The sequence below is a fragment of the Streptomyces tateyamensis genome (genome assembly GCF_003205575.1).
In the GTDB taxonomy this organism is placed as follows: domain Bacteria; phylum Actinomycetota; class Actinomycetes; order Streptomycetales; family Streptomycetaceae; genus Kitasatospora; species Kitasatospora tateyamensis.
On sequence record NZ_PYBW01000045.1, the window covers coordinates 1 to 22057 of the forward strand.

At 72.7% G+C, this 22057-nt stretch carries 20 protein-coding genes and 5 tRNA genes; 19 read left to right on the forward strand and 6 right to left on the reverse strand.

All coding sequences use genetic code 11. The features are described from left to right. Positions 1–48: 48 nt before the first annotated feature. The gene (locus C7C46_RS37310; protein ID WP_281278544.1) at positions 49–3741 is read right to left on the reverse strand and encodes a nitrate- and nitrite sensing domain-containing protein; all 3693 of its coding nucleotides are present in this window, start codon (positions 3739–3741) and stop codon (positions 49–51) included. A 664-nt stretch (positions 3742–4405) separates the two neighbouring features. On the opposite strand from C7C46_RS37310, the gene C7C46_RS14620 reads away from it, so the two are divergent. The 8 genes from C7C46_RS14620 (at position 4406) to C7C46_RS14655 (ending at position 7855) form a co-directional block, all read left to right on the forward strand. Beyond that, a complete protein-coding gene (locus C7C46_RS14620) occupies positions 4406–4630 on the forward strand; it encodes a hypothetical protein (protein WP_110669666.1) in 225 nt (74 codons plus the stop codon). A 123-nt stretch (positions 4631–4753) separates the two neighbouring features. After that, the gene (locus C7C46_RS14625; protein WP_110669668.1) at positions 4754–5551 is read left to right on the forward strand and encodes a fumarylacetoacetate hydrolase family protein; all 798 of its coding nucleotides are present in this window, start codon (positions 4754–4756) and stop codon (positions 5549–5551) included. Then, the gene (gltX, locus tag C7C46_RS14630; protein ID WP_110669670.1) at positions 5544–7067 is read left to right on the forward strand and encodes a glutamate--tRNA ligase; all 1524 of its coding nucleotides are present in this window, start codon (positions 5544–5546) and stop codon (positions 7065–7067) included. Before C7C46_RS14625 ends, gltX begins: the two co-directional genes overlap by 8 nt. Positions 7068–7287: 220 nt before the next feature. Then, positions 7288–7359: transfer RNA gene (locus tag C7C46_RS14635), tRNA-Gln, on the forward strand. Between the two features lie 38 nt (positions 7360–7397). Continuing rightward, positions 7398–7470, forward strand: a tRNA-Glu gene (locus C7C46_RS14640). 42 nt (positions 7471–7512) lie between these two features. Beyond that, positions 7513–7588: transfer RNA gene (locus tag C7C46_RS14645), tRNA-Glu, on the forward strand. A 66-nt stretch (positions 7589–7654) separates the two neighbouring features. Continuing rightward, positions 7655–7727: transfer RNA gene (locus C7C46_RS14650), tRNA-Glu, on the forward strand. 53 nt (positions 7728–7780) lie between these two features. After that, positions 7781–7855 (forward strand) — tRNA-Gln (locus C7C46_RS14655). Between the two features lie 148 nt (positions 7856–8003). Here the strand turns inward: C7C46_RS14655 and ndgR are convergent. Further along, on the reverse strand, positions 8004–8717 hold the full coding sequence (gene ndgR, locus C7C46_RS14660) for an IclR family transcriptional regulator NdgR (RefSeq protein ID WP_110669672.1): 714 nt from the start codon (positions 8715–8717) through the stop codon (positions 8004–8006). 152 nt (positions 8718–8869) lie between these two features. Here ndgR and leuC point away from each other — a divergent pair, with 152 nt between their 5' ends. The 4 genes from leuC to C7C46_RS14680 all read left to right on the forward strand — a co-directional run bounded on the left by leuC (position 8870) and on the right by C7C46_RS14680 (position 12237). Further along, the gene (gene leuC, locus C7C46_RS14665; RefSeq protein ID WP_110669673.1) at positions 8870–10294 is read left to right on the forward strand and encodes a 3-isopropylmalate dehydratase large subunit; all 1425 of its coding nucleotides are present in this window, start codon (positions 8870–8872) and stop codon (positions 10292–10294) included. A 3-nt stretch (positions 10295–10297) separates the two neighbouring features. Next, positions 10298–10894: a 3-isopropylmalate dehydratase small subunit gene (gene leuD / locus C7C46_RS14670; RefSeq protein ID WP_110669810.1), complete on the forward strand. Its 597-nt coding sequence runs from the start codon at positions 10298–10300 to the stop codon at positions 10892–10894. A 262-nt stretch (positions 10895–11156) separates the two neighbouring features. Then, entirely contained in the window at positions 11157–11432 is a 276-nt protein-coding gene (locus tag C7C46_RS14675) for an SCO5555 family protein (protein ID WP_484421951.1), read from the forward strand. Positions 11433–11565: 133 nt separating this feature from the next. Beyond that, positions 11566–12237, forward strand: a complete 672-nt coding sequence (locus tag C7C46_RS14680) for an HU family DNA-binding protein (protein WP_110669677.1) — start codon at positions 11566–11568, stop codon at positions 12235–12237. Between the two features lie 143 nt (positions 12238–12380). Here the strand turns inward: C7C46_RS14680 and C7C46_RS14685 are convergent, their stop codons facing one another. Together C7C46_RS14685 and cofC are read right to left on the reverse strand one after the other, a co-directional pair. Then, positions 12381–12602: a hypothetical protein gene (locus C7C46_RS14685; protein WP_110669679.1), complete on the reverse strand. Its 222-nt coding sequence runs from the start codon at positions 12600–12602 to the stop codon at positions 12381–12383. A gap of 74 nt (positions 12603–12676) precedes the next feature. Then, the gene (gene cofC / locus C7C46_RS14690; protein WP_110669680.1) at positions 12677–13330 is read right to left on the reverse strand and encodes a 2-phospho-L-lactate guanylyltransferase; all 654 of its coding nucleotides are present in this window, start codon (positions 13328–13330) and stop codon (positions 12677–12679) included. Between the two features lie 156 nt (positions 13331–13486). Here cofC and C7C46_RS14695 point away from each other — a divergent pair, with 156 nt between their 5' ends. From C7C46_RS14695 to C7C46_RS14705, 3 genes are all read left to right on the forward strand, one after another. Continuing rightward, entirely contained in the window at positions 13487–14281 is a 795-nt protein-coding gene (locus tag C7C46_RS14695) for a lysophospholipid acyltransferase family protein (RefSeq protein ID WP_110669682.1), read from the forward strand. Further along, on the forward strand, positions 14278–15279 hold the full coding sequence (locus C7C46_RS14700; RefSeq protein WP_110669684.1) for an NAD(P)H-dependent glycerol-3-phosphate dehydrogenase: 1002 nt from the start codon (positions 14278–14280) through the stop codon (positions 15277–15279). Before C7C46_RS14695 ends, C7C46_RS14700 begins: the two co-directional genes overlap by 4 nt. A gap of 70 nt (positions 15280–15349) precedes the next feature. Continuing rightward, positions 15350–16492: a D-alanine--D-alanine ligase family protein gene (locus tag C7C46_RS14705; RefSeq protein ID WP_110669686.1), complete on the forward strand. Its 1143-nt coding sequence runs from the start codon at positions 15350–15352 to the stop codon at positions 16490–16492. A 60-nt stretch (positions 16493–16552) separates the two neighbouring features. On the opposite strand, the gene C7C46_RS14710 is transcribed toward C7C46_RS14705, so the two are convergent. Further along, the gene (locus C7C46_RS14710) at positions 16553–16786 is read right to left on the reverse strand and encodes an Lrp/AsnC family transcriptional regulator (protein ID WP_110669688.1); all 234 of its coding nucleotides are present in this window, start codon (positions 16784–16786) and stop codon (positions 16553–16555) included. Positions 16787–17019: 233 nt separating this feature from the next. Between C7C46_RS14710 and C7C46_RS14715 the strand changes: the two genes are divergently transcribed. Genes C7C46_RS14715 through thiD form a run of 3 tightly spaced genes read left to right on the forward strand, consistent with a single transcriptional unit; the run spans position 17020 to position 19845 of the window. Then, a complete protein-coding gene (locus tag C7C46_RS14715; protein ID WP_110669690.1) occupies positions 17020–17985 on the forward strand; it encodes a thiamine-phosphate kinase in 966 nt (321 codons plus the stop codon). A 10-nt stretch (positions 17986–17995) separates the two neighbouring features. Next, a complete protein-coding gene (locus C7C46_RS14720; RefSeq protein ID WP_110669692.1) occupies positions 17996–19021 on the forward strand; it encodes an ATP-dependent 6-phosphofructokinase in 1026 nt (341 codons plus the stop codon). 23 nt (positions 19022–19044) lie between these two features. After that, entirely contained in the window at positions 19045–19845 is an 801-nt protein-coding gene (gene thiD / locus C7C46_RS14725) for a bifunctional hydroxymethylpyrimidine kinase/phosphomethylpyrimidine kinase (RefSeq protein ID WP_110669695.1), read from the forward strand. Positions 19846–19962: 117 nt separating this feature from the next. Here thiD and rpmB read toward each other — a convergent pair whose 3' ends face one another. After that, positions 19963–20148 (reverse strand): 50S ribosomal protein L28, encoded by a 186-nt coding sequence (gene rpmB / locus C7C46_RS14730; RefSeq protein WP_035846000.1) that lies wholly within the window; start codon positions 20146–20148, stop codon positions 19963–19965. Positions 20149–20431: 283 nt separating this feature from the next. Between rpmB and C7C46_RS14735 the strand changes: the two genes are divergently transcribed. Continuing rightward, positions 20432–22051: a DAK2 domain-containing protein gene (locus C7C46_RS14735; protein WP_110669697.1), complete on the forward strand. Its 1620-nt coding sequence runs from the start codon at positions 20432–20434 to the stop codon at positions 22049–22051. Positions 22052–22057 lie beyond the last annotated feature (6 nt).

The window sequence follows — 22057 nt, forward strand, 5'->3', positions numbered from 1 at the left end:
GTGATCAGCCAGTTCAGGTTGCTGGCAGCCTGACTCATCTGACTCAACTCAACGCTCCTGGTTCTCAGTGCCGAAGGCGTCCGGTGCCGCAGAACGGTAGCCCTGCGGGCCGCGGCCGGTCGCACCGGGGCGGCCGAAACCGTCGAACGGCTGGCCCTGCTGCTGGCGGTCGGCCGGCGGCGGGGTCTGGACGGGGATGCCCTGGGTCGACTCCGCACCGGCCCGGCGGCCCTGCTGGATGCCGCGGCGCAGGTTGGTCAGCCGGCCGCGCACCTCCTCGGGCGCCCGGGAGACCTGGGGCCCGGTCAGCGGCGCCGCCTCGGCGGTGCCGGCCATCAGGTTGGCCTGCGGGGTGCGGCGCGGCAGCCCGGACAGGGTGACCCCGTCCGAGGAGGGCTCGCGCAGCTGCTCCGCCCGGCGCCAGCGCTCGTCGTTGGCCGACGGACGCCACGGTGCCTGCTCGCCACCCGGCTGCGGGGCAGCCGAATGCGGGGCGGGCGACTGCGGCTGCGGGGTGTAGCCCGGCGCCGAGGTGCCCGGCCGCTGCGGCTGGTACGTCTGCGGGCGGCCCTGCTGCTGCGGCTGCTCGTGCTCGGCGGCCGACGGCTGGTTCACCTGGACCGAGGCCATCCGGTTGGCACCGCCGGTGCGGAAGCCCTGCTGGCTCTCGTCCGGGCGGCCGCCCTGCGGCGCACCGTGCTCCGGCGAGCGGCGCGGCGGCAGCGCGGGCTGCTGCCCGAACTGCTGCCCGCCGGCCGGCTGCTGCGGCGCCGCCTGGGCCGGCCGGGCGGCGAACTGCTGCTGCTGGCCGTACGGCGCCTCGGCGGGCGCGGCCTGGCCGCGGGCCTCGCCGCCCCGCTGCTCGACCGGTCGCTGGGCGCCCACGCTGGGCAGCACCGGCTCGACCAGACCCAGACCCAGCGGGTCGCGCGGGTCGATGTCGCTGGCCTCGAAGCGCGGCCGGGCGAAGGCACCGGTGTCGGCCGGGTCCCCGGTCTGCGGGCCGAGCACCGGCTGCTGCAGGGTCGGCGGACCCTGCGGGTCACCGGCAGGCTGCGGCTGGCGGCGCTGCTGCGGCGGCTGGCCCTGTGCGGGCCGGCCGGCGGACTGCTGCTGGGCGAACGGCGGCTGCCCCTGCGGCGGCTGACCCTGGCCGGGCGGACGCTGCGGCAGCTGGCCGGGACGTCCGCCCGGGCCCACGTCGGTGCGCACGTTCGGGCCCTGCGGCCGGGCGTCCGCCCAGCCGTGCTGAGCCTGCTGCTCGGCGGGCGCGGGGCCGGCGGCGGCAGCGGGCTGCGGGGCCGGTCGCCGGCCGGGCTCCTGCGGCGCACCGCGGCGCGGCAGGCCGGGGCCGCCGGCCGGAGCACCGGGGCCGCCGGTCGGGGCACCGGGACGACGGGCACCCTGCTGCTGCGGGGCACCGGACGCGGTCGGGGTCTCGCGCAGCGCCTGGCCGACCTCGCGGGTCGGCAGGCCGCCGCTCGGCGCGCCCTGGCCCGCCGGAGCGGGCGCCTGCGGGCCCTGCGGAGCCTGGCCGAGCTGCGGGCGGGCCGGGCCGGACTGCGGGGCCTGGCCGAGGGCCGGGGCGCCGCGGCCGGGCAGCCCGTCCGGCAGCGGACGCTGCTGACGCGGCGTCGGTCCGACCCCGCGCGGGGCCTTGCTCGGCGTGCCGCCGGGGCGCTGGGCGCGCCGGTCGGCGGAGTTGGTGACGTCCACCGGGAGCATGACCAGCGCGGTGGTGCCGCCGGAGTCGCTGGGGCGCAGCTGGATCCGGATGCCGTGGCGCAGCGACAGGCGGCCGACCACGAACAGGCCCATCCGGCGCGAGACCGAGACGTCCACGGTCGGCGGGTTGGCCAGCCGCTCGTTGATCTCCGCCAGGTCGTCGGGGCTCAGGCCGATGCCGGTGTCGTGGATCTCGATCAGCACCCGGCCGTCCGGCAGCGCGTGGCCGGTGACCCGGACCCGGGTCTGCGGGCTGGAGAACGAGGTCGCGTTCTCCAGCAGCTCGGCGAGCAGGTGGACGAGGTCGTTGACCACCCGGCCGGCCACCTCGGCCGAGGGCACGGAGGCCAGTTCGATGCGCTCGTACTGCTCCACCTCGGAGGCGGCGGCGCGCAGCACGTCGACCAGCGGGACCGGGCGGGTCCACCGGCGGCCCGGGTCCTCACCCGCGAGGACCAGCAGGTTCTCACCGTTGCGGCGCATGCGGGTGGCCAGGTGGTCCAGCTTGAACAGGCTGGCCAGCTGGTCCGGGTCGGCCTCGCGGCTCTCCAGCTCGGAGATCAGCGACAGCTGGCGCTGGATCAGGCCCTGGCTGCGGCGCGAGAGGTTGGTGAACATCGAGTTGATGTTGCCGCGCAGCAGTGCCTGCTCGGCGGCCAGCCGGACCGCCTCGCTGTGCACCATGTCGAAGGCGTGCGCCACGTGGCCGATCTCGTCGGTGGAGTTGACGCCGACCGGCTCGACCGTGACGTCGACGTCGTGCGGATCGGCCTCGGAGAGCGTCTTGACCAGCTCGGGCAGCCGCCGCTCGGCGACGTCCTCGGCCGCGGTCTGCAGCTTGGTCAGCGAGCGCACCATCGAGCGGGCCACCAGGGCGGCGCCGAGCACGGCGAACAGCAGCACCAGCGCGACCACGACACCGTTGCCGATGGCGTCGTTGTCGGCGGCCGCCTGCAGCGACTGCGCCTTGCCCTTGAGCTCGTCCAGCAGCTGGGTCTCGATCGCCCGCTGGTTGGTGATCCGGACGCTGGCCTGGTCGTACCAGTCCTTGTAGGACCGCACGTCGGCCTGCTTGATGCCGTTGGCCTGCAGCACCTGGGTGGCGAACCGGTCGGAGAGGTTGATCTGCGGGTTGTACTGGAGCCGGGCCAGCAGCTTCGTCGCGTCGGCGGTGCCGTAGATCGAGTTGAAGTTGGTGGAGGCGTTCTCGAACGCGGTGCGCAGACGGAAACCGAAGCTCTGGTCCGAGGGGCTCAGGTCGGCGCCGCCCGGGCGGGCCAGCGCGGCGCTGATCAGCGCGCGCTGCATCGAGCTGCTCTCCTTCTCGGTGGAGAACTGCTGCAGGGCGCGGGTCGACTTGACCAGGTCCGGGTTGGAGGAGGCCAGCGCGATGTCCTGGCTGATGGACAGCAGGTCCTTGATGATCGTGTCGTAGGACGCGACCGTGGCCTCGATGTTGTCCGGCTGGGTGTACGCGTTGTTGCGGAACTGCGAGAGCAGCTCCATGTCCTTGCGCACCTGCATCAGCAGCGAGTTCCCGCCGGACAGGTCCAGGTTGTCGAAGGAGTCGGCGCGGGCGTTGTAGGCCTTGCTGACCTCGTCGGTGTTCTTGCGCGCGGCGGTGACGTCGTCGTCCTGCTGCCCCGGGTGCGAGGTCAGCGGGCCGGCGCTGATGTCGCGCTCGGTCTCCAGCGCGTCGGCCAGCGTGGTGGCCCGGACCGCGAGGTCGCTCAGGTTGGCCATCTGGGCCAGCTGCTGCGAGCTCTGCATCGAGGTGTTGATGCGCAGGCCGCCGAAGACCAGCGCGACCACCACCGGGAGCAGCAGCAGCGCGATCAGGCGGGTGCGGATGCGCCAGTTGCGCATCCGCAGCCGGCCCAGACCGGTGGCCCGGCGGCGGGTCAGCGAGGTCCGCAACCGGGCGCGGCGGCTCGCCTCGTCCTGTTCCGAACCGGCGGCGTCGACCTGCGGCTCCTCGTTGCCGAGCCGGCCTTGGTTGAGCCGATCGCCCGTCACCGGGTCCGGCTCCGACTGGTGGGGGGCACCGAGGGGCTCGGGCGCCGAAGCGCTGCCTGCGGCGCCGCTACCCCTTTTGAAACGTCCCTGCACTGGCGTCGCAACCTCTGGACCGGGCGCCCCTCCGCGTCGCCGCGGACGGAGCGGTGTCGAGTTCGATTTCGGCAGACCCGGCTGATCCGGGAATGCACGCGTGCCGCCGTGGGTAGCCCCTGTGCACCGCACTGTTGCCCGAGCGGTCGTTCGACGCGGTGTTGGGCGGCTGCGATGCCGAGGAGGGTTCTCCTCCGGCGGTTCGTGGCATTCCAGCACAGCGGAAGAACTCCAACAAGGGGCGGGGCTCTTGGCGGTACGGGGCTACCGACCGCGCGCAGCACTTCACGGACGGTGCGACCCGGGGCGCGAATACGGCGCTTTTCGGACACTTGACCACTGAGCGTCCGGAACCGACCCCCTTGGTGCGTTCCCGGTATGGGCGGCTGTGGGCGCTTTGTCGGAATTTACTTCTTGGGTGAAATATCCGGATTGCGGCCTCTACTCAGGAAATTGTGAGCAAACTCACAGGTCTATGTGTAGCTTTGGTCACGGTCTCTGTGAAATGCGGTCCCTACCCTGACTCGTTGTACAGCGCCCCTTTTCACGACGACACCGAGGTGTAGAAGCGATGTCCCAGTCCCCGGCCGCGACCGCCACCAGGTCCACGCTCGGCTCCCGTTCGACCGCGAACCCGCGCCGCACGACCCTGGCCTCGCTGGAGGACTTCAGCCAGCTGCCCGGTGCCCGTACCGCCCTCGAGCCGGTCGAGTACCCCACCGAGCTGCCGCGCAGCACCGCCAACCCGCGGCGCACCAAGCTGATGACGCTGCCGCAGCAGCAGCACCGGGGCTGAGCGGCCCCCGGCCTGCCGTCCGCGCTCCGAGGGCGCCGTCACCACTGGTGGCGGCGCCCTCGTGCGTGGGGGCGGGCGATAGCCTGGAGCCCAATCGACCCCGTACCGGAAAGGTCGCGCAGCGTGCGTATTGCCAGGTTCTCAGTCCGTGAGGGGAGCGCCGCGGGCAGCGTCTCCTTCGGCGTCGTCGAGGGCGACGCGGCCCAGCCCGAGTCGCTGGTGCTGCACGCCATGGCGGGCCACCCCTTCGGCACCCCCCAGCTGACCGGCGAGAGCCACCGCTGGGACCAGGTGCGCCTGCTCACCCCGATGCTCCCCTCGAAGATCGTCGCGGTCGGCCGCAACTACGCCGCCCACGCCGCCGAGCTGGGCCACGAGGTGCCCGAGGTCCCGCTGACCTTCTTCAAGCCCTCCACCTCGGTGATCGGCCCGACCGAGGCCATCGCCTACCCGCCGTTCTCCGGCGACGTGCAGCACGAGGCGGAGCTGGCCGTGGTGATCGGCCGGATGTGCCGCGAGGTCCCGGTGGACCGGGTGTCCGAGGTGGTCTTCGGCTACACCTGCGGCAACGACGTGACCGCCCGGGACGTGCAGCAGCGCGAGGGCCAGTGGGCCCGCGCCAAGGGCTTCGACACCGCCTGCCCGCTCGGTCCGTGGATCGAGACCGAGCTGGACCCGGCCGACCTGGCGATCACCTGCACGGTCAACGGCGAGCTGCGCCAGACCGGGCGCACCTCGCTCATGCTCCGCGGCATCCCGGAGCTCGTCGCGCACATCTCCGAGGCCATGACGCTGCTCCCGGGCGACGTCATCCTCACCGGCACCCCCGCGGGTGTCGGACCCCTGAACGTCGGCGACGAGGTCGCCGTCTCCATCGAAGGCATCGGCACTCTCACCAACAAGGTGATCAAGCGTGGCTAACGCACACCCCACCGGCGGCTCGGCCGCGGACCCGGCTGTACGGGTTCGCTTCTGCCCCTCCCCGACCGGCAACCCGCACGTCGGTCTGGTCCGCACCGCCCTGTTCAACTGGGCCTTCGCCCGGCACAACGGCGGCACCCTGGTGTTCCGGATCGAGGACACCGACGCGGCCCGCGACTCCGAGGAGTCGTACCAGCAGCTGCTGGACGCGATGCGCTGGCTCGGCTTCGACTGGGACGAGGGCCCCGAGGTCGGCGGCCCGCACGAGCCCTACCGCCAGTCCCAGCGGATGGACATCTACGCGGACGTGGCCCGCCGGCTGCACGAGGCCGGTCACGCCTACGAGTGCTTCTGCACCACCGAGGAGCTGGACGCCCGCCGCGAGGCGGCCCGCGCCAACGGCCTGCCCTCCGGCTACGACGGCCTGTGCCGCACGCTGACCGCGGAGCAGCAGGCGATCTACCGGGCCGAGGGCCGGCAGCCGATCCTGCGCTTCCGGATGCCCGACTACACGATCGTCTTCGAGGACCTGGTCCGCGGCACCCTCAGCTTCGAGCCCAAGGACGTGCCGGACTACGGCCTGGTCCGGGCCAACGGCGCCCCGCTCTACACCCTGGTCAACCCGGTGGACGACGCCCTGATGGGCATCACCCACGTGCTGCGCGGCGAGGACCTGCTCTCCTCGACGCCGCGTCAGATCGCGCTGTACGCCGCGCTGGCCGAGATCGGGGTCGGCTCCGGCGCCACCCCGCAGTTCGGCCACCTGCCGTACGTGATGGGCGAGGGCAACAAGAAGCTCTCCAAGCGCGACCCGCAGGCCAGCCTCAACCTCTACCGCGAGCGCGGCTTCCTGCCCGAGGGGCTGCTCAACTACCTCGCCCTGCTGGGCTGGTCGCTCGCCGAGGACCGGGACCGGTTCTCCATGGCGGAGCTGGTGGCCGCCTTCGACATCAGCAAGGTGAACGCGAACCCGGCCCGCTTCGACCTGAAGAAGTGCGAGTCGATCAACGCCGACCACCTGCGGATGCTGGCACCGGAGGACTTCGTCCAGCGCCTGGTGCCCTACCTGCAGGCCCCCGGGCTGCTGCCGGCCGAGCCGGGCGCCGAGCAGTTGGAGCTGCTGCGCAAGGCCGCCCCGCTCACCCAGGAGCGGATGGTGGTGCTCTCCGAGGCGGTCGACATGCTCGGCTTCCTCTTCGTCGACCCGGCCGCCTTCGCGGTGAACGCCGAGGACGCGGCCAAGGTGCTGACCGCCGACGCCCGCCCGGTGCTGCAGGCCAGCATCAAGGCGCTGGAGGAGCTGGCGGACTTCACCCCGGAGCCGATCCAGGCCGCCCTGCGCGAGGCGCTGGTCGAGGGCCTGGGCATCAAGCCCAAGTTCGCCTTCACCCCGCTGCGGGTCGCGGTCACCGGCCGCCGGATCTCGCCGCCGCTCTTCGAGTCGATGGAGCTGCTCGGCCGCCCCGAGACGCTGCGCCGCCTCACCCTGGCCCTGGACGCCCTGCCGGGCGCCTGAGCCGCCGTCGGGCCTGGCCGCCGCACCGCTGCGGGACCAGGCCCGACGGGCGCGCGCGGCCTGCCTGCGGTTATCGATTTTGGAGCGGGGCCACGCGTCGGGTAATGTTCTTTCTGCGCCGCCCGGGAGGGACCGGAGAGGAACCAGAAGCCTCACCGAGATCCACCGAACGGAGTCGGCGCGAACATCGAGCAAGACCCCGCAGGGGGTTGCGTTCTGATGGGGTATGGTGTAATTGGCAGCACGAGTGATTCTGGTTCATTTAGTCTAGGTTCGAGTCCTGGTACCCCAGCGCAGTACGGTAGTTCAGCAGGACGAGCATTACCGCAAGCCCCCGTTGTGTAGCGGCCTAGCACGCTGCCCTCTCACGGCAGTAGCGCCGGTTCGAATCCGGTCGGGGGTACGCAGTGCAGGGTGTTGAGAAGCATCGAACTGCATAGCAGGAGCCCCCGTTGTGTAGCGGCCTAGCACGCTGCCCTCTCACGGCAGTAGCGCCGGTTCGAATCCGGTCGGGGGTACCAGATCCTTCATCAGTCACCATCCGGACGGGCTTTACCCGGAGGCGACGAAGCTGGATCACCAAGTTTGCCCCCGTTGTGTAGCGGCCTAGCACGCTGCCCTCTCACGGCAGTAGCGCCGGTTCGAATCCGGTCGGGGGTACTAGCAGGTCAGCCGGTGGAGCTCAGGAGACTGTAGCCATCGGCTGGTTGCTGTGGGGTATGGTGTAATTGGCAGCACGAGTGATTCTGGTTCACTTAGTCTAGGTTCGAGTCCTGGTACCCCAGCCAGATGTGGGGCAAGCCCCCGAGAGTTCGGGGGCTTTTCGCTTTTCCGGTGCGCTTTTCCCGGGCCATTGGTGCGGCCTCCGAACAATTGGCCCGGCGCAGGTCGGAAGGGCCGCGCACCGGGGTGCGCGGCCCTTTCTGCTGTCGGTGCTCAGGCCCGGCGCAGTGCGTCGGTCAGGCGGTTGGCGGCCTCGATGATGGCCTGGGCGTGCAGCCGGCCCGGGTGGCGGGTCAGGCGCTCGATCGGGCCGGAGACCGAGACGGCCGCCACCACGCGGTTGGAGGGCCCGCGCACGGGCGCGGAGACCGAGGCCACGCCCGGCTCCCGCTCGCCGATCGACTGGGCCCAGCCGCGCCGCCGCACGCCGCTGAGCGCGGTGGCGGTGAACCGGGCGCCCTGCAGGCCGCGGTGCAGCCGCTCGGGCTCCTCCCAGGCGAGCAGCACCTGGGCGGCCGAACCGGCCTTCATCGGCAGCGTGGAGCCCACCGGGACGGTGTCCCGCAGGCCGGAGAGCCGCTCGGCGGCGGCCACGCAGATCCGCATCTCGCCCTGGCGGCGGTAGAGCTGCGCGCTCTCGCCGGTGACGTCGCGCAGGTGGGTCAGGACCGGGCCCGCGGTGGCGAGCAGCCGGTCCTCGCCCGCCGCGGCGGAAAGTTCGGCGAGCCGGGGGCCGAGAATGAACCGGCCCTGCATGTCCCTGGTGACCAGGCGGTGGTGTTCGAGTGCGACGGCGAGTCGGTGGGCGGTGGGCCGCGCCAGACCGGTGGCGGCGACCAGCCCCGCCAACGTGGCGGGGCCCGACTCCAGTGCGCTGAGCACCAGAGCGGCCTTGTCGAGAACGCCGACGCCGCTAGAGTTGTCCATACGCCGATACTGCAGTCTCAGTGGGCGAGACGCAAGTTCAATCTTCGCAGGAACCCGGCACCCTGGATGGAGAAGCCCGGGAGAACCCCGGACGACAGGCACACCCCACGACCACGATCAGGCCGGCAGAGCGGCCGGCTGGAGGGAACCCGATGGGACGGACACTGGCGGAGAAGGTCTGGGACGACCATGTCGTCCGGCGCGCCGAGGGCGAGCCCGACCTGCTCTACATCGACCTGCACCTGTTGCACGAGGTGACCAGTCCGCAGGCTTTCGACGGTCTGCGGTTGGCGGGGCGGCCGGTGCGTCGCACGGATCTGACGATCGCGACGGAGGACCACAACACTCCGACGCTGGACATCGACAAGCCGATCGCGGATCCGGTGTCGCGGGTGCAGTTGGAGACGCTGCGCCGCAATGCGGCGGAGTTCGGGGTGCGGATCCACTCGCTGGGCGATGTGGAGCAGGGCGTGGTCCATGTGGTGGGTCCGCAGCTGGGGCTGACCCAGCCGGGGATGACGGTGGTGTGCGGTGACTCGCACACCTCGACCCACGGGGCGTTCGGGGCGCTGGCGTTCGGGATCGGGACCAGCCAGGTCGAGCACGTGCTGGCGACGCAGACGCTGCCGCTGGCGCCGTTCCGCACGATGGCGATCACGGTGGAGGGCGAGCTGCCCGAGGGCGTGACGGCGAAGGACCTGATCCTGGCGGTGATCACGAAGATCGGGACCGGTGGCGGCCAGGGCTACGTGCTGGAGTACCGGGGCTCGGCGATCCGCGCGCTGTCGATGGAAGCGCGGATGACGATCTGCAACATGTCGATCGAGGCGGGCGCGCGGGCGGGCATGATCGCCCCGGACGAGACCACGTTCGAGTACCTGAAGGGGCGTGCGCACGCGCCGCAGGGCGCGGACTGGGATGCCGCGGTGGCGTACTGGTCGACGCTGGGCACGGACGACGACGCGGTGTTCGACGCGGAGGTGTTCATCGACGCGAGTGCGCTGACGCCGTTCGTGACCTGGGGCACCAACCCGGGCCAGGGTGCGCCGCTGGGGGCGGCGGTGCCGGACCCGGCGAGCTTCGAGGATCCTCAGGAGCGGGTGGCGGCGGAGAACGCGCTGGCGTACATGGGCCTGACGGCCGGCACGCCGCTGCGCGAGGTGCAGGTGGACGCGGTGTTCGTGGGGTCCTGCACGAACGGGCGGATCGAGGACCTGCGGGCGGCCGCGGCGGTGGTGCAGGGGCGCCGGATCGCGGACGGGGTGCGGATGCTGGTCGTGCCGGGTTCGGTGCGGGTGGCGCTGCAGGCGGTCGAGGAGGGCCTGGACAAGGTGTTCACCGCCGCCGGCGCGGAGTGGCGGCATGCGGGGTGTTCGATGTGCCTGGGGATGAATCCGGACCAGTTGGCGCCGGGCGAGCGGTGTGCGTCGACGTCGAACCGCAACTTCGAGGGACGTCAGGGCAAGGGCGGGCGTACCCATCTGGTGTCGCCGCAGGTGGCTGCCGCCACCGCGGTGCTGGGGCGGTTGGCCGCGCCGGCCGACCTGTCGAGTGTCGACGTTGTTGTGGAGGTCTGAGTGATGGAGAAGTTCACCACCCACACGGGTCGGGCGGTGCCGCTGCGGCGCAGCAATGTGGACACGGACCAGATCATCCCGGCTCATTGGCTGAAGAAGGTCACCCGGTCGGGTTTCGAGGACGGGCTGTTCGAGGCGTGGCGCAAGGACGAGTCGTTCGTTCTGAACCGGCCGGAGCGGCGGGGGGCCAGTGTGCTGGTGGCCGGCCCTGAGTTCGGTACCGGATCGTCGCGTGAGCATGCGGTGTGGGCGCTGCAGAACTACGGGTTCCAGGCGGTGATCTCCTCGCGGTTCGCGGATATCTTCCGGGGGAACTCGCTGAAGAACGGTCTGCTGACGGTGGTGCTGCCGCAGTCGACGGTGGATCAGCTGTGGGAGCTGACCGAGGCCGACCCGAGCGCTGAGATCACGGTTGACCTGGAGGCGCGCGAGGTGCGGGCCGAGGGGATCACGGCGGCGTTCGAGTTGGACGAGAACGTGCGCTGGCGGCTGCTGAACGGGTTGGACGACATCAGCATCACGCTGCAGAACGCTGACGACATCACCGCGTTCGAAGCCCGGCGCCCCTCCTACAAGCCCCGGACCCAGCCGGTCGCCTGACTCTGGCACATTCCGAAGGCCCGTTCCCCGTCGGGGGACGGGCCTTCATCCGTTGCGGGGGGGAGTTCACTCCTGACTGGGTGTGAGGATCTGCCGTCAGCTGTGGTGGACAAGGAGTCCTGGATTTGTCGTAAGACGGGCCCCGCGCGTCGCAACTCTGAGTAGATGGCACAATCAAGGCATGCACCGGCACCATGAACCTCCGTACGCGGGTGGCGATCCCGCGTCGTCGGAGTTCACGGACCGGGAAGCCGAGAGTCGAATTGACGATCGGCCGACTGTCGATCCCGAGGCCGGCCCGGTCGGCGCGGGAACCGACGACCCGGAAGTCGCGGCGCTCTATGCCCTTGTCGCAGAGCGGTTGAAGCAGGCTCATGCCCGCGTGCGCGCGCTGCACGCGTCGGCGGAAGCAAAGACCGCTCTCACCCGGCAGCTGTTGATCGTCACCGAGACCGCCAAGCGCGATCTCCCGGCGGCGGCGCGGCGGTTGAGTCGCTTTGTGCAGGAGCTCGACGAGGGGCATCCGCCGCTCGGCTGAGGTCGCAGACGCGCAAATCCATTGCGACACTAGGGTGATTCGCGCGTTTGGTAATTGAAAGTCCGCAAATACATGCCTAACGTGCGAATTGAACGGATGGAATCATCCGGCGCCCGTTTCTGAAGGGGAAGACGTGAACAAGGCTCAGCTTGTCGAAGCGGTGGCCGAGCAGCTGGGTGGTCGCAAGGCTGCCGCAGAGGCCGTCGACGCAGTGCTCGACACCATGGTGCGTGCCGTCGTGGCCGGTGACCGGGTCTCGGTCACCGGGTTCGGCACCTTCGAGAAGGTGGAGCGCTCCGCGCGCTTCGCCCGCAACCCGCAGACCGGTGAGCGGGTCAAGGTCAAGAAGACCGCGGTGCCCCGCTTCCGTCCCGGCCAGGGCTTCAAGGACCTGGTCAGCGGCAGCAAGAAGCTGCCGAAGGACGGCCCCTCGGTGAAGAAGGCCCCCAAGGGCTCGCTCACCCCGGGCAAGTCGGGTGTCGCCGCCACCGCCGCCGCCAAGCGGGCCGCCACCAAGCGGGCCGCCGCTGCCGCGGCCGAGGCCCCCGCGAAGAAGACCGCTGCGAAGAAGGCGACCACCGCCAAGACGGCCGTGGCGAAGAAGGCCACCACCGCCAAGACGGCCGCGGCCAAGAAGACCACCACCGCCGCCGCCAAGAAGACGACCACCGCCAAGACGACGGCGGCCAAGAAGACCACCACGGCCAAGGCGACCGCTGCCAAGACCACGGCGGCCAAGAAGACCGCCCCGGCGAAGAAGACCGCCACCCGCAAGACCACGGCCCGCAAGACCGCCGCGAAGTAATCGCGCGGCCCCTGGGGTCCACTGTCGGTCCGTCAGGACCGGAACGCATCGCCGCGGCGGCCCGCTCCCCGGATTCGGGGGCGGGCCGCCGCGGCGTCTGCATGACTGCGGGGCCGACTCACGGGGCGTCGGTTGAGGGGGATTCAGGCCTCGGTCGGGTCCGGGAAGGTGGCCAGGGTGAGGAAGACCACCCGGCGCACTCCGTCCTGTTCGGCCAACCGGATCCGCACCCGCTGGCCCGGACGGAGCAGCCGCAGGCCCCCGGCGTCGAAGGCGGCCGCGTCGAAGGGCACCGGAGTGCCGTCGTCGAGGAGGACCGAGCCCTCGTGGGTGGCGGCATCGAAGGTGAAAGCGGTGGCCTGCATGGGCCTCAGCATAAGTGGCCGACCCGCGCCGACAGGCCCCGCGCCCCCGGGCGGGCCCCGCGCCCCGACCGGCGCTAGACGAGCGCGGCCGCCGCCGCCCGGGTGTGCGGGCCGACCCCGAGGGCGAGGGCGGCGGCCAGGTCCGCGCCGGTGTCCACGTCGCGGCGCACCGAAGGCACGTCGGCCAGGGTGAGTTCGCGGGCTCCGCCGGCCGCGTGCCGGGCGCGCGAGGCACCCCCGAAGGCGGGCGCGAGCAGCCGGTGGCCGTCGCAGGCCAGCAGCGTGGTGCCGGCCCCCGGCGCATCGGCCAGGAAAGCCCGCCCGGCGCCCGCGGCCGCCGCCAGCACCCGGGTCAGTTCGGCCGGGCGCAGCGCCGGCAGGTCGGCGGACAGGGCGGCCAAGGGCGTGCCGGGGCGCAGCCGCCGCGCGTGCGCGGCGCCGTGCGACAGCGCGGGGTTGAGTCCGCCGCCCGGCTCGTCGGCGACCACCACGGCGCCCAGTGCGGCCAACCGCTCGCTCGCCCGCGGATCCTGCGAGACCACCAGCACCTGTGCCACCAGCGGGCTGGCCAGGGCCGCGGCGACCGTGTCCAGCGCGAAGGCCAGCGCCAACTCGCCGCGCCGGGCACCGGCGAAGGGCGCCAGTCGGCTCTTGGCCCGGTCCAGCGGTTTCACCGGCAGCACCAGGCTCCAGGCGTCACGCGGTGGGCGTACGGTGTGCTGGGTCATCGGCGACATTCTTCCGCCGGGCCGTCCCGCTCCGCCAGGGTGCCCCCGTGCGAGGATGACCCGCGACCGCTTCTCCGCACACCGCGCTCGCGCCGTGCGAATTCCGCGCCCACACCGCGGCACCCCACGTGCCGCAGCACACGAGGAGGACCTGGGGTGGCCCGCCGCTCGTACGCCAGATTCGGCAACGCCGACTACGGGATCTGGTACCGCTTCGCCGCCGTGTTGGTGAAGCCGGTGAACGCCGCCCTGGCCAAGCCCGAGTGGCACGGCTGGGAGCACCTGCCCAAGGAGGGCGGCTTCCTGGTGGCGGTGAACCACAACTCGGTGATCGACCCGGTGCTGTACGCCCACTGGCAGTACAACAGCGGGCGGCCGCCGCGGATCCTGGGCAAGTCCTCGCTCTTCAGTGTGCCGTTCATCGGATTCATGCTGCGCAAGACCGGCCAGATCCCGGTCTACCGCGACTCCACCGACGCCGCGCAGGCGTTCCGGGCCGCGATCGCCGCCATCGAGGGCGGCCAGGCGGTCCAGTTCTACCCGGAGGGGACGATCACCCGGGATCCGCAGCTGTGGCCGATGGAGGGCAAGACCGGGGCGGCCCGGGTGGCGCTGATCACCGGTGCCCCGGTGATCCCGGTGGCGCACTGGGGTGCGCACGAGATCGTCCCGCCGTACGGCCGGGGGCTGGGCGGCAAGCCGGCCAAGGTGAGCCTGTTCCCGCGCAAGAAGGTGGTGGTGGCCGCCGGTCCCGCCGTCGACCTGAGCCGGTTCCAGGGCCAGGAGATCACCCCGCAGGTGCTCAAGGAGGCCACCGAGGAGATCATGGCTGCGATCACCGCGGTGCTGGAGGGGATCCGCGGCGAGAAGGCCCCCGCCGAGCGCTACGACCTGCGCCGCGCCCGGGCCGAGCGGGCGGCCGCCAAGCAGAGCGAGGAGGAGGCGCGGTGACTCGTTGCGCCGTGTTCGGCACCGGTTCCTGGGGCACGCCGTTCGCCATGATCCTGGCCGACGCCGGCTGCGAGGTGGCACTCTGGGGCCGCCGCCAGGAGTTGGTGGACACCATCGCCGCCACCCGCACCAACCCCGAGTACCTGCCCGGGATCGTGCTGCCCGACCGCATCACCCCGACCACCGACGCGGCCCGGGCGCTGGCCGGCGCGGACTTCGCGGTGCTCGCGGTGCCCTCGCAGACGCTGCGCGAGAACCTGGCCGCCTGGGCGCCGCTGATCGGGCCGCAGACGGTGCTGGTCTCGTTGATGAAGGGCATCGAACTGGGCACCGCCAAGCGGATGACCGAGGTGGTCCGCGAGGTGGCCGGGGTCGGCGAGGACCGGGTCGCGGTGGTCTCCGGACCCAACCTGGCGCCCGAGATCGCCAAGCGGCAGCCGGCCGCCAGCGTGGTGGCCTGCACCGACGAGCAGGTCGCCCGCCGACTGCAGCAGGCCTGCCACACCCCGTACTTCCGCCCGTACACCAACACCGACGTGGTCGGCTGCGAGCTGGGCGGCGCGGTGAAGAACGTGATCGGCTTGGCGGTCGGGATGGCCGACGGGATGGGCCTGGGGGACAACACCAAGGCCACCCTGATGACCCGTGGGCTGGCCGAGATCACCCGGCTGGGGGTGGCGCTGGGCGCCGATCCGCTGACCTTCGCGGGCCTGGCCGGCATGGGCGACCTGGTGGCCACCTGCTCCTCGCCGCTCTCCCGCAACCACACCTTCGGGGTCAACCTGGGCCGGGGCATGACGCTGGAGCAGACCATCGCGGCCACCAAGCAGACCGCGGAGGGCGTGAAGTCCTGCGAGTCGGTGCTCGACCTGGCCCGGCGCAACGGGGTGGAGATGCCGATCGTCGAGGCGGTGGTGGACGTGGTGCACAACGGCCGCCCGACCCAGGCGGTGCTCAAGGACCTGATGGGCCGTTCGGCCAAGCCCGAGCGGCGCTGACCGGCCGGCGCCCGCCGGGAGCCGCAGCTACATGGAACCGAACAGCTCGCACGGTAGTCTCCCTCTCGATATGAGCAACGAACCGACCTCCCCGAACCAGGCGGCCAAGCCGCGCGTGGCCATCGTCTTCGGCGGCCGCTCCTCCGAGCACGGTGTCTCGGTCGTCACCGCCGCCAGCGTGCTGCGCTCGATCGACCGGACCAGGTACGAGGTGCTGCCGGTCGGCATCACCCACGAGGGCCGCTGGGCCCTGGTCAGCGACGAGCCGGACCGGATGACGATCACCGACGGCCGGATGCCGGACGTCGACCAGGTCGCCGACTCCGTCGAGGGCCAGCTGGCGCTGCCGGCCAGCCCGGCCTCGCGCGAGGTGGTGTGGAGCGAGCCCGGCGCCGCGCCCAAGGCCCTCGGCGAGGTGGACGTGGTGCTGCCGCTGCTGCACGGCCCGTGGGGCGAGGACGGCACGATCCAGGGCCTGCTGGAGCTGTCCGGGGTGCCGTACGTCGGCTCCGGCGTGCTGGCCAGCGCGGTCGGCATGGACAAGGAGTACACCAAGCGGGTGCTGGAGTCCTTCGGGCTCGGCGTCGGCCCCTACACCGTGGTCCGTCCGCGGGACTGGGAGAGCTCGGCCGGGCGCGAGCAGGCCCGGGAGCGGATCGCGGCGCTCGGGCTGCCGGTCTTCGTCAAGCCCTGCCGGGCCGGCTCCAGCATCGGGATCACCAAGGTCAAGGACGCGGCCCAGCTGGACGCGGCGATCGAGGAGGCCCGCCGGCACGACCCGAAGGTGATCGTCGAGGCGATGCTGGAGGGCCGCGAGATCGAGTGCGGCGTCCTGGAGTTCGAGGACGGCCCGCGGGCCAGCCTGCCGGCCGAGGTGCTGGTCGGCGAGGGCTTCGAGTTCTACGACTTCGAGGCCAAGTACATCGACTCCTCCGAGGTGCGGATCCCGGCCGACCTGACCGGGGCCGAGACCGCGGAGATCCGCCGCCAGGCGGTCGCCGCCTTCGAGGCGCTCAGCTGCGAGGGCCTGGCCCGGGTCGACTTCTTCCAGCTGACCGACGGGCGCTGGGTGGTCAACGAGATCAACACGATGCCCGGCTTCACCCCGATCTCGGCCTACCCGAAGATGTGGGAGGCCACCGGCGTGCCCTACGCCGAGCTGATCGACCGGCTGCTGCAGGCGGCGCTGCGCCGCTCCACCGGCCTGCGCTGAGCGCGGCCGGGCAGCCCGGCGGCGCCGCACCCGTGCCGGGTGCGGCGCCGGACCGGCCGCCTACAGGTGCACCACCGGACAGGTCAGGGTCCGGGTGATCCCCTCGACCTGCTGGATCTGGGCGACCACCAGCCGCCCCAGGTCGTCCACGGACTCCGCCTCGGCCCGCACGATCACGTCGTAGGGTCCGGTGACGTCCTCGGCCTGGATCACGCCCTTGATCCCGGCGATGGTTTCGGCGACGGTGCTGGCCTTGGCGACCTCGGTCTGGATCAGGATGTATGCCTGTACCACTGATGACCTCCCTGCGGCTGGGGGTGGCAGTACTGACGAGCAGTCGGCGCGGCCCGGGCGGGGGTGGACGGGTTACGGCGCGGGCGCGCCGCGAAGACTGGATCACCAACGCTACCGCGCCCCCGCCCCGGGAGGGGAGACCCCGGGCGGGCCGGTGGGCGTACGCTTCGCACGCGGCGCGCGCGCCGCGGACCGCACGGCCAGGCCTAGGCAGACTCTGGAGAGGACGGCACATGCAGGGGACCGTGGGCGAGCTCGGCGAGTTCGGTCTGATCCGGGAGCTCACCGCCAGGCTGCCGAAGACCCCCGCGGTCGAGCTCGGTCCGGGCGACGACGCCGCCGTGGTGACCGCCCCCGACGGCCGGGTGGTGGCCACCACCGACGTGCTGATCGAGGGTCGGCACTTCCGCCGCGACTGGTCCACCGCCTACGACGTGGGCCGCAAGTCCGCCGCCCAGAACCTGGCCGACATCGCCGCGATGGGCGCGGTGCCCACCGCCCTGCTGCTCGGCCTGGTGGTCCCGGCCGACCTGCCCACCACCTGGGCCACCGAACTGATGGACGGGCTGCGCGACGAGTGCCAGGTGGCGGGCGCCGGGGTGGTCGGCGGCGACGTGGTGCGCGGCGAGACCATCACGCTGGCCATCACCGCGCTCGGCGACCTGCAGGGCCGTGCCCCGGTCACCCGCTCCGGCGCCCAGCCGGGCGACGTGGTCGCGGTGACCGGCTGGCTCGGCTGGTCGGCCGCCGGGCTGACCGTGCTGGCCCGCGGCTTCCGCTCGCCGCGCGCCTTCGTGGAGGCGCACCGGCGCCCGGAGCCGCCGTACCACGCCGGCCCGGCCGCCGCCGAGCTGGGCGCCACCGCGATGATCGACGTGAGCGACGGGCTGGTCGCCGACCTGGGCCACGTGGCCGCCGCCAGCGCGGTGGACATCGACCTGCGGGCGGCCGACTTCGACGTGCCGGCCCAGATGGCCGACATCGGCCAGGCGGTCGGGGTGGACCCGCTGGTCTGGGTGCTCTCCGGCGGCGAGGACCACGCGATCGCGGCCACCTTCCCGCCCGGGGTGCAGCTGCCGGCCCGCTGGCGGGTGGTCGGCACGGTCACCGGAGCGAGCCGGCCGGGGGCCAGGGGCCGGGTCACCGTGGACGGCGCGCCCTGGGAGCGCACGGCCGGCTGGGACCACTTCGCCGAGTAGCCTTGCCGCCATGCGTATCGGCGTGCTCACCAGTGGTGGCGACTGTCCCGGCCTGAACGCGGTGATCCGCTCGGTGGTGCACCGGGGGCTGGACGTGCACGGGGACCAGATCGTCGGCGTCGAGGACGGCTTCCTCGGACTGATCGAGAGCCGCGCCCGGCCGATCGGGCACGACGACGTGACCGGCCTGCTCACCCTGGGCGGCACGGTGCTCGGCTCGGCCCGGGTGCAGCGGGAGAAGATCCGCTGGGCGGTGGACCACGCCGAGGAGCTGGCCGCCCGGATCGGCATCGACGCGCTGATCGCGATCGGCGGCGAGGGCACGCTGGGCGCCGCCAAACTGTTCAGCGACGCCGGGCTGCCGGTGGTCGGGGTGCCCAAGACCATCGACAACGACATCGACGCCACCGACGTCACCTTCGGTTTCGACACCGCGGTGCACGTGGCCACCGAGGCGATCGACCGGCTGAAGACCACCGCCGAGTCGCACCAGCGGGTGATGGTGGTCGAGCTGATGGGACGTCACACCGGCTGGATCACGCTGACCGCGGGGATGGCCGGCGGCGCACACGGGATCCTGATCCCGGAGAAGCCCTTCGACATCGAGCGGGTGGCCCGGATGATCGAGGAGCGCTTCGACCGCGGCAAGAAGTTCGCCATCATCGCGGTCGCCGAGGGCGCCGTGCCGGCCACCGGCACCATGCGCTTCGACCACGGCGAGGTGGACCAGTTCGGCCACCGGACCTTCGGCGGGATCGGCACCCGGCTGGCCCACGAGCTGGAGGACCTGCTCGGCAAGGAGGCCCGCCCGGTGATCCTGGGCCACGTGCAGCGCGGCGGCACCCCCACCGCCCGGGACCGGGTGCTGGCCACCCGGTTCGGCTGGCACGCGGTGGAGGCGGTGCACAAGGGCGCCTTCGGGCACTTCACGGCGCTGCGCGGCAGCCAGATCGAGCTGGTCCCGGTGGCCGAGGCGGTGACCCGGCTGAAGACCGTGCCGGCCGACCGCTGGGCCGAGTCGGAGGCCGTGCTCTGAGCGGGGCCCGATAGGTTGGGGCCATGTCCCAGCAAGCACCCCCCCGCGTCCTCACCGTGGCCGGCTCCGACTCCGGCGGCGGCGCCGGCATCCAGGCCGACCTGAAGACCATGCTCGCGCTCGGCGTGCACGGCATGAGCGTGATCACCGCCGTCACCGCACAGAACTCGCTGGGCGTCCAGGGCTACTGGGAGCTGCCCGCCGAGGCGGTGCGGGCCCAGTTCACCAGCGTGGTGGACGACATCGGGGTGCAGGCGGTGAAGACCGGGATGCTGGCCTCGATCGAGCTGGTCGAGACGGTGGCCGAGCTGCTGGCCGGCGTCGCCGCGCCGGTCGTGGTGGACCCGGTCGGGGTCTCCAAGCACGGGGACGCGCTGCTGGCCGCCGAGGCGGTCGCCACGCTGCGCGAGCAACTGCTGCCGCGGGCCACCCTGGCCACCCCCAACCTGCACGAGGTGGCCCAGCTGACCGGGATCACGGTGCTGGAGGAGGGCGAGATGCGCCCGGCGGCCGACGCGCTGCTGGAGCTCGGGCCGCGCTGGGTGCTGGTCAAGGGCGGCCACCTGAGCGGCGATGCCGCGGACCTGCTGGCCGGCCGGGACGGCGAGGAGTACTGGTACCGCAGCCCGCGCTACGACAACCGGCACACCCACGGCACCGGCTGCACGCTGGCCAGCGCGGTCGCCGCCGAGCTGGCCAAGGGCCAGGAGATGCCGCAGGCGGTGGCGGCGGCCAAGGCGTACGTGACCGGGGCGATCCGCGGCGGTTTCGCCCTGGGCGGCGGGATCGGCCCGGTGGACCACGGCTGGCTCACCCGCGGCTGAGCCGTCGGCCCGCCCCGGGCGCCCGCTCGGGGCGCAGCCGGGGCAAGCCGAAGAGCCGGTCCACCCACGAGGGGTGGACCGGCTCTTCGCAAGAGGACCGGCGTGCCGGTCTGCGCGTCAGCGCGAGACCTTACCGGCCTTGATGCACGAGGTGCACACGTTGAGCCGCTTCGGCGTACGCCCGATCACAGCGCGTACCGTCTGAATGTTGGGGTTCCAACGACGGCGGGTACGGCGGTGCGAGTGGGAGATGTTGTTGCCGAAGCCCGGCCCCTTGCCGCAGACGTCGCAGTTGGCAGCCACAGGAGTCACTCCAAGACTTCAGATCATTTACGTTCGAATAACCCCGGCTGATCAACCTGGGCCACTCAGCGTGGACCTGATCGGGTCAAGGGGGAAGCCCGGACTGTTCCAGGCAACCGGAGCAGCATACAACGACCGCTTCGGTCTCACGAAATTACCATGTCCGGGCGGTTGATCGCTTCGACGGCCGGGCTCGCCCGGCGGCCGCACAACCTGCCCGGGCCCCGATAGCCTGCCCAGCGGACCCCCGCCCGTTCCGTCGCGTTCACCTGGAGGAGACCCGGTGCTGGAGACGCTCGACGCCCCCGCCGTCCGGACCTGGTGCCGCCTCGCGCTGTCCGCCCTCGGCCAGGCGCGCGAGGAGATCGACGCGCTGAACGTCTACCCGGTGCCGGACGGTGACACCGGCACCAACCTCTACCTGACCGTCGAGTCCGCCACCGCCGCCGTGGAGCGCTGCTTCGAGTCCGGCGCGGACCCCGCGCTGCCCGCCACCGCCAGGGCGATGGCCAAGGGCGCGCTGCTGGGTGCGCGCGGCAACTCCGGGGTGATCCTGGCCCAACTGCTGCGCGGGGTCGCCGAGGTGCTGGCCGAGCGCGGCGGCGGCCCCGAGGCGCTGCAGGCGGCGCTGGCCCGGGGCGCCGAGTCCGCCTACCTGGCGGTGGCCGACCCGGTCGAGGGCACCCTGCTCACGGTGGCCGCGCGGGCCGCCGAGAGCGCGGGGCAGACCGTCGGCGGCCTGGCCGAGGTCGCCGCCAGCGCCCACCGCAGTGCCCGCGGCGCGCTGCTGCGCACCCCCGAGCAGCTCTCGGTGCTGGCCCGGGCCGGGGTGGTGGACGCCGGCGGGCGCGGGCTGGTCGCGGTGCTGGGCGCGCTGGCCGACGCGGTGGCCGGGCAGCAGCCGATGGGCCCGCTGGCGCTCGGTGCCGACCTGCCGGCGGCACAGGTCACCTGCGCGGAGCCCGAGCGGCTGCCCGGCCACCCGGCCTTCGAGGTGATCTACCTGTTGGACGCGCCGGAGAGCGAGCTGCCCGCATTGCGCGCGAGCCTGGCCGCGCTGGGCGACTCGCTGGTGATCGGCGGCGGCGACGGGCTGTGGAACGTCCACGTGCACGTCGACGACGCGGGCGCCGCGGTGGAGGCCGGGGTGCTGGCCGGGCGCCCGCACCAGATCCGGATCACCCACTTCGCGGAGGCCGCCGCCAGGACCGGCCATCGGGCCGGGGCGGTGCAGGCGCCGGCCGAGCGGGTGGTGCTCAGTGTGGTCACCGGCGCGGGTCTGGCCGAGCTGTGCCGCGAGGCGGGCGCCGCGGTGCTGGCCGCCGATCCGGACGCCCCGCCGTCCAGTGCCGAACTGGCCGAGGCCGTGCGCCGGTGCGCGGCCCGCGAGGTGATCCTGCTGCTCAACGACCCCGAACTGCGGGCCGGCGCCGGGGCGGCGGCCGACCAACTGCGCGAGGAGGGCCTGCGGATCGCGGTGCTGCCCACCCGCTCGCCGGTGCAGGGCCTGGCCGCGCTCGCGGTGCACGAGGCCGGCCGCCGGTTCGACGAGGACGTGGTGGCCATGACCTCCGCGGCCGGCGCCACCCGGTACGCCGAACTCGCGGTGGCCGAGGGGGAGTCCTGGACCATGGCCGGGGTCTGCCAGGCCGGCGACGTGCTCGGGCTGATCGACGGCGACGTGGCGGTGATCGGCCCCGGGATCGCCGAGACCGGCGCCGAGGTGCTCTCCCGGATGCTGGCGGCCGGCGGCGAACTGGTCACCCTGGTGCTGGGCGAGGGGACGGGCCCGGAACTGGCCGACACCCTGGTCGCGCACGCCCGGCGCCAGCGCCCCGAGGTGGACACGCTGGTCTTCGACGGCGGCCAGGAGAGCGCCCCGCTGCTCATCGGCGTCGAGTAGCGGGCG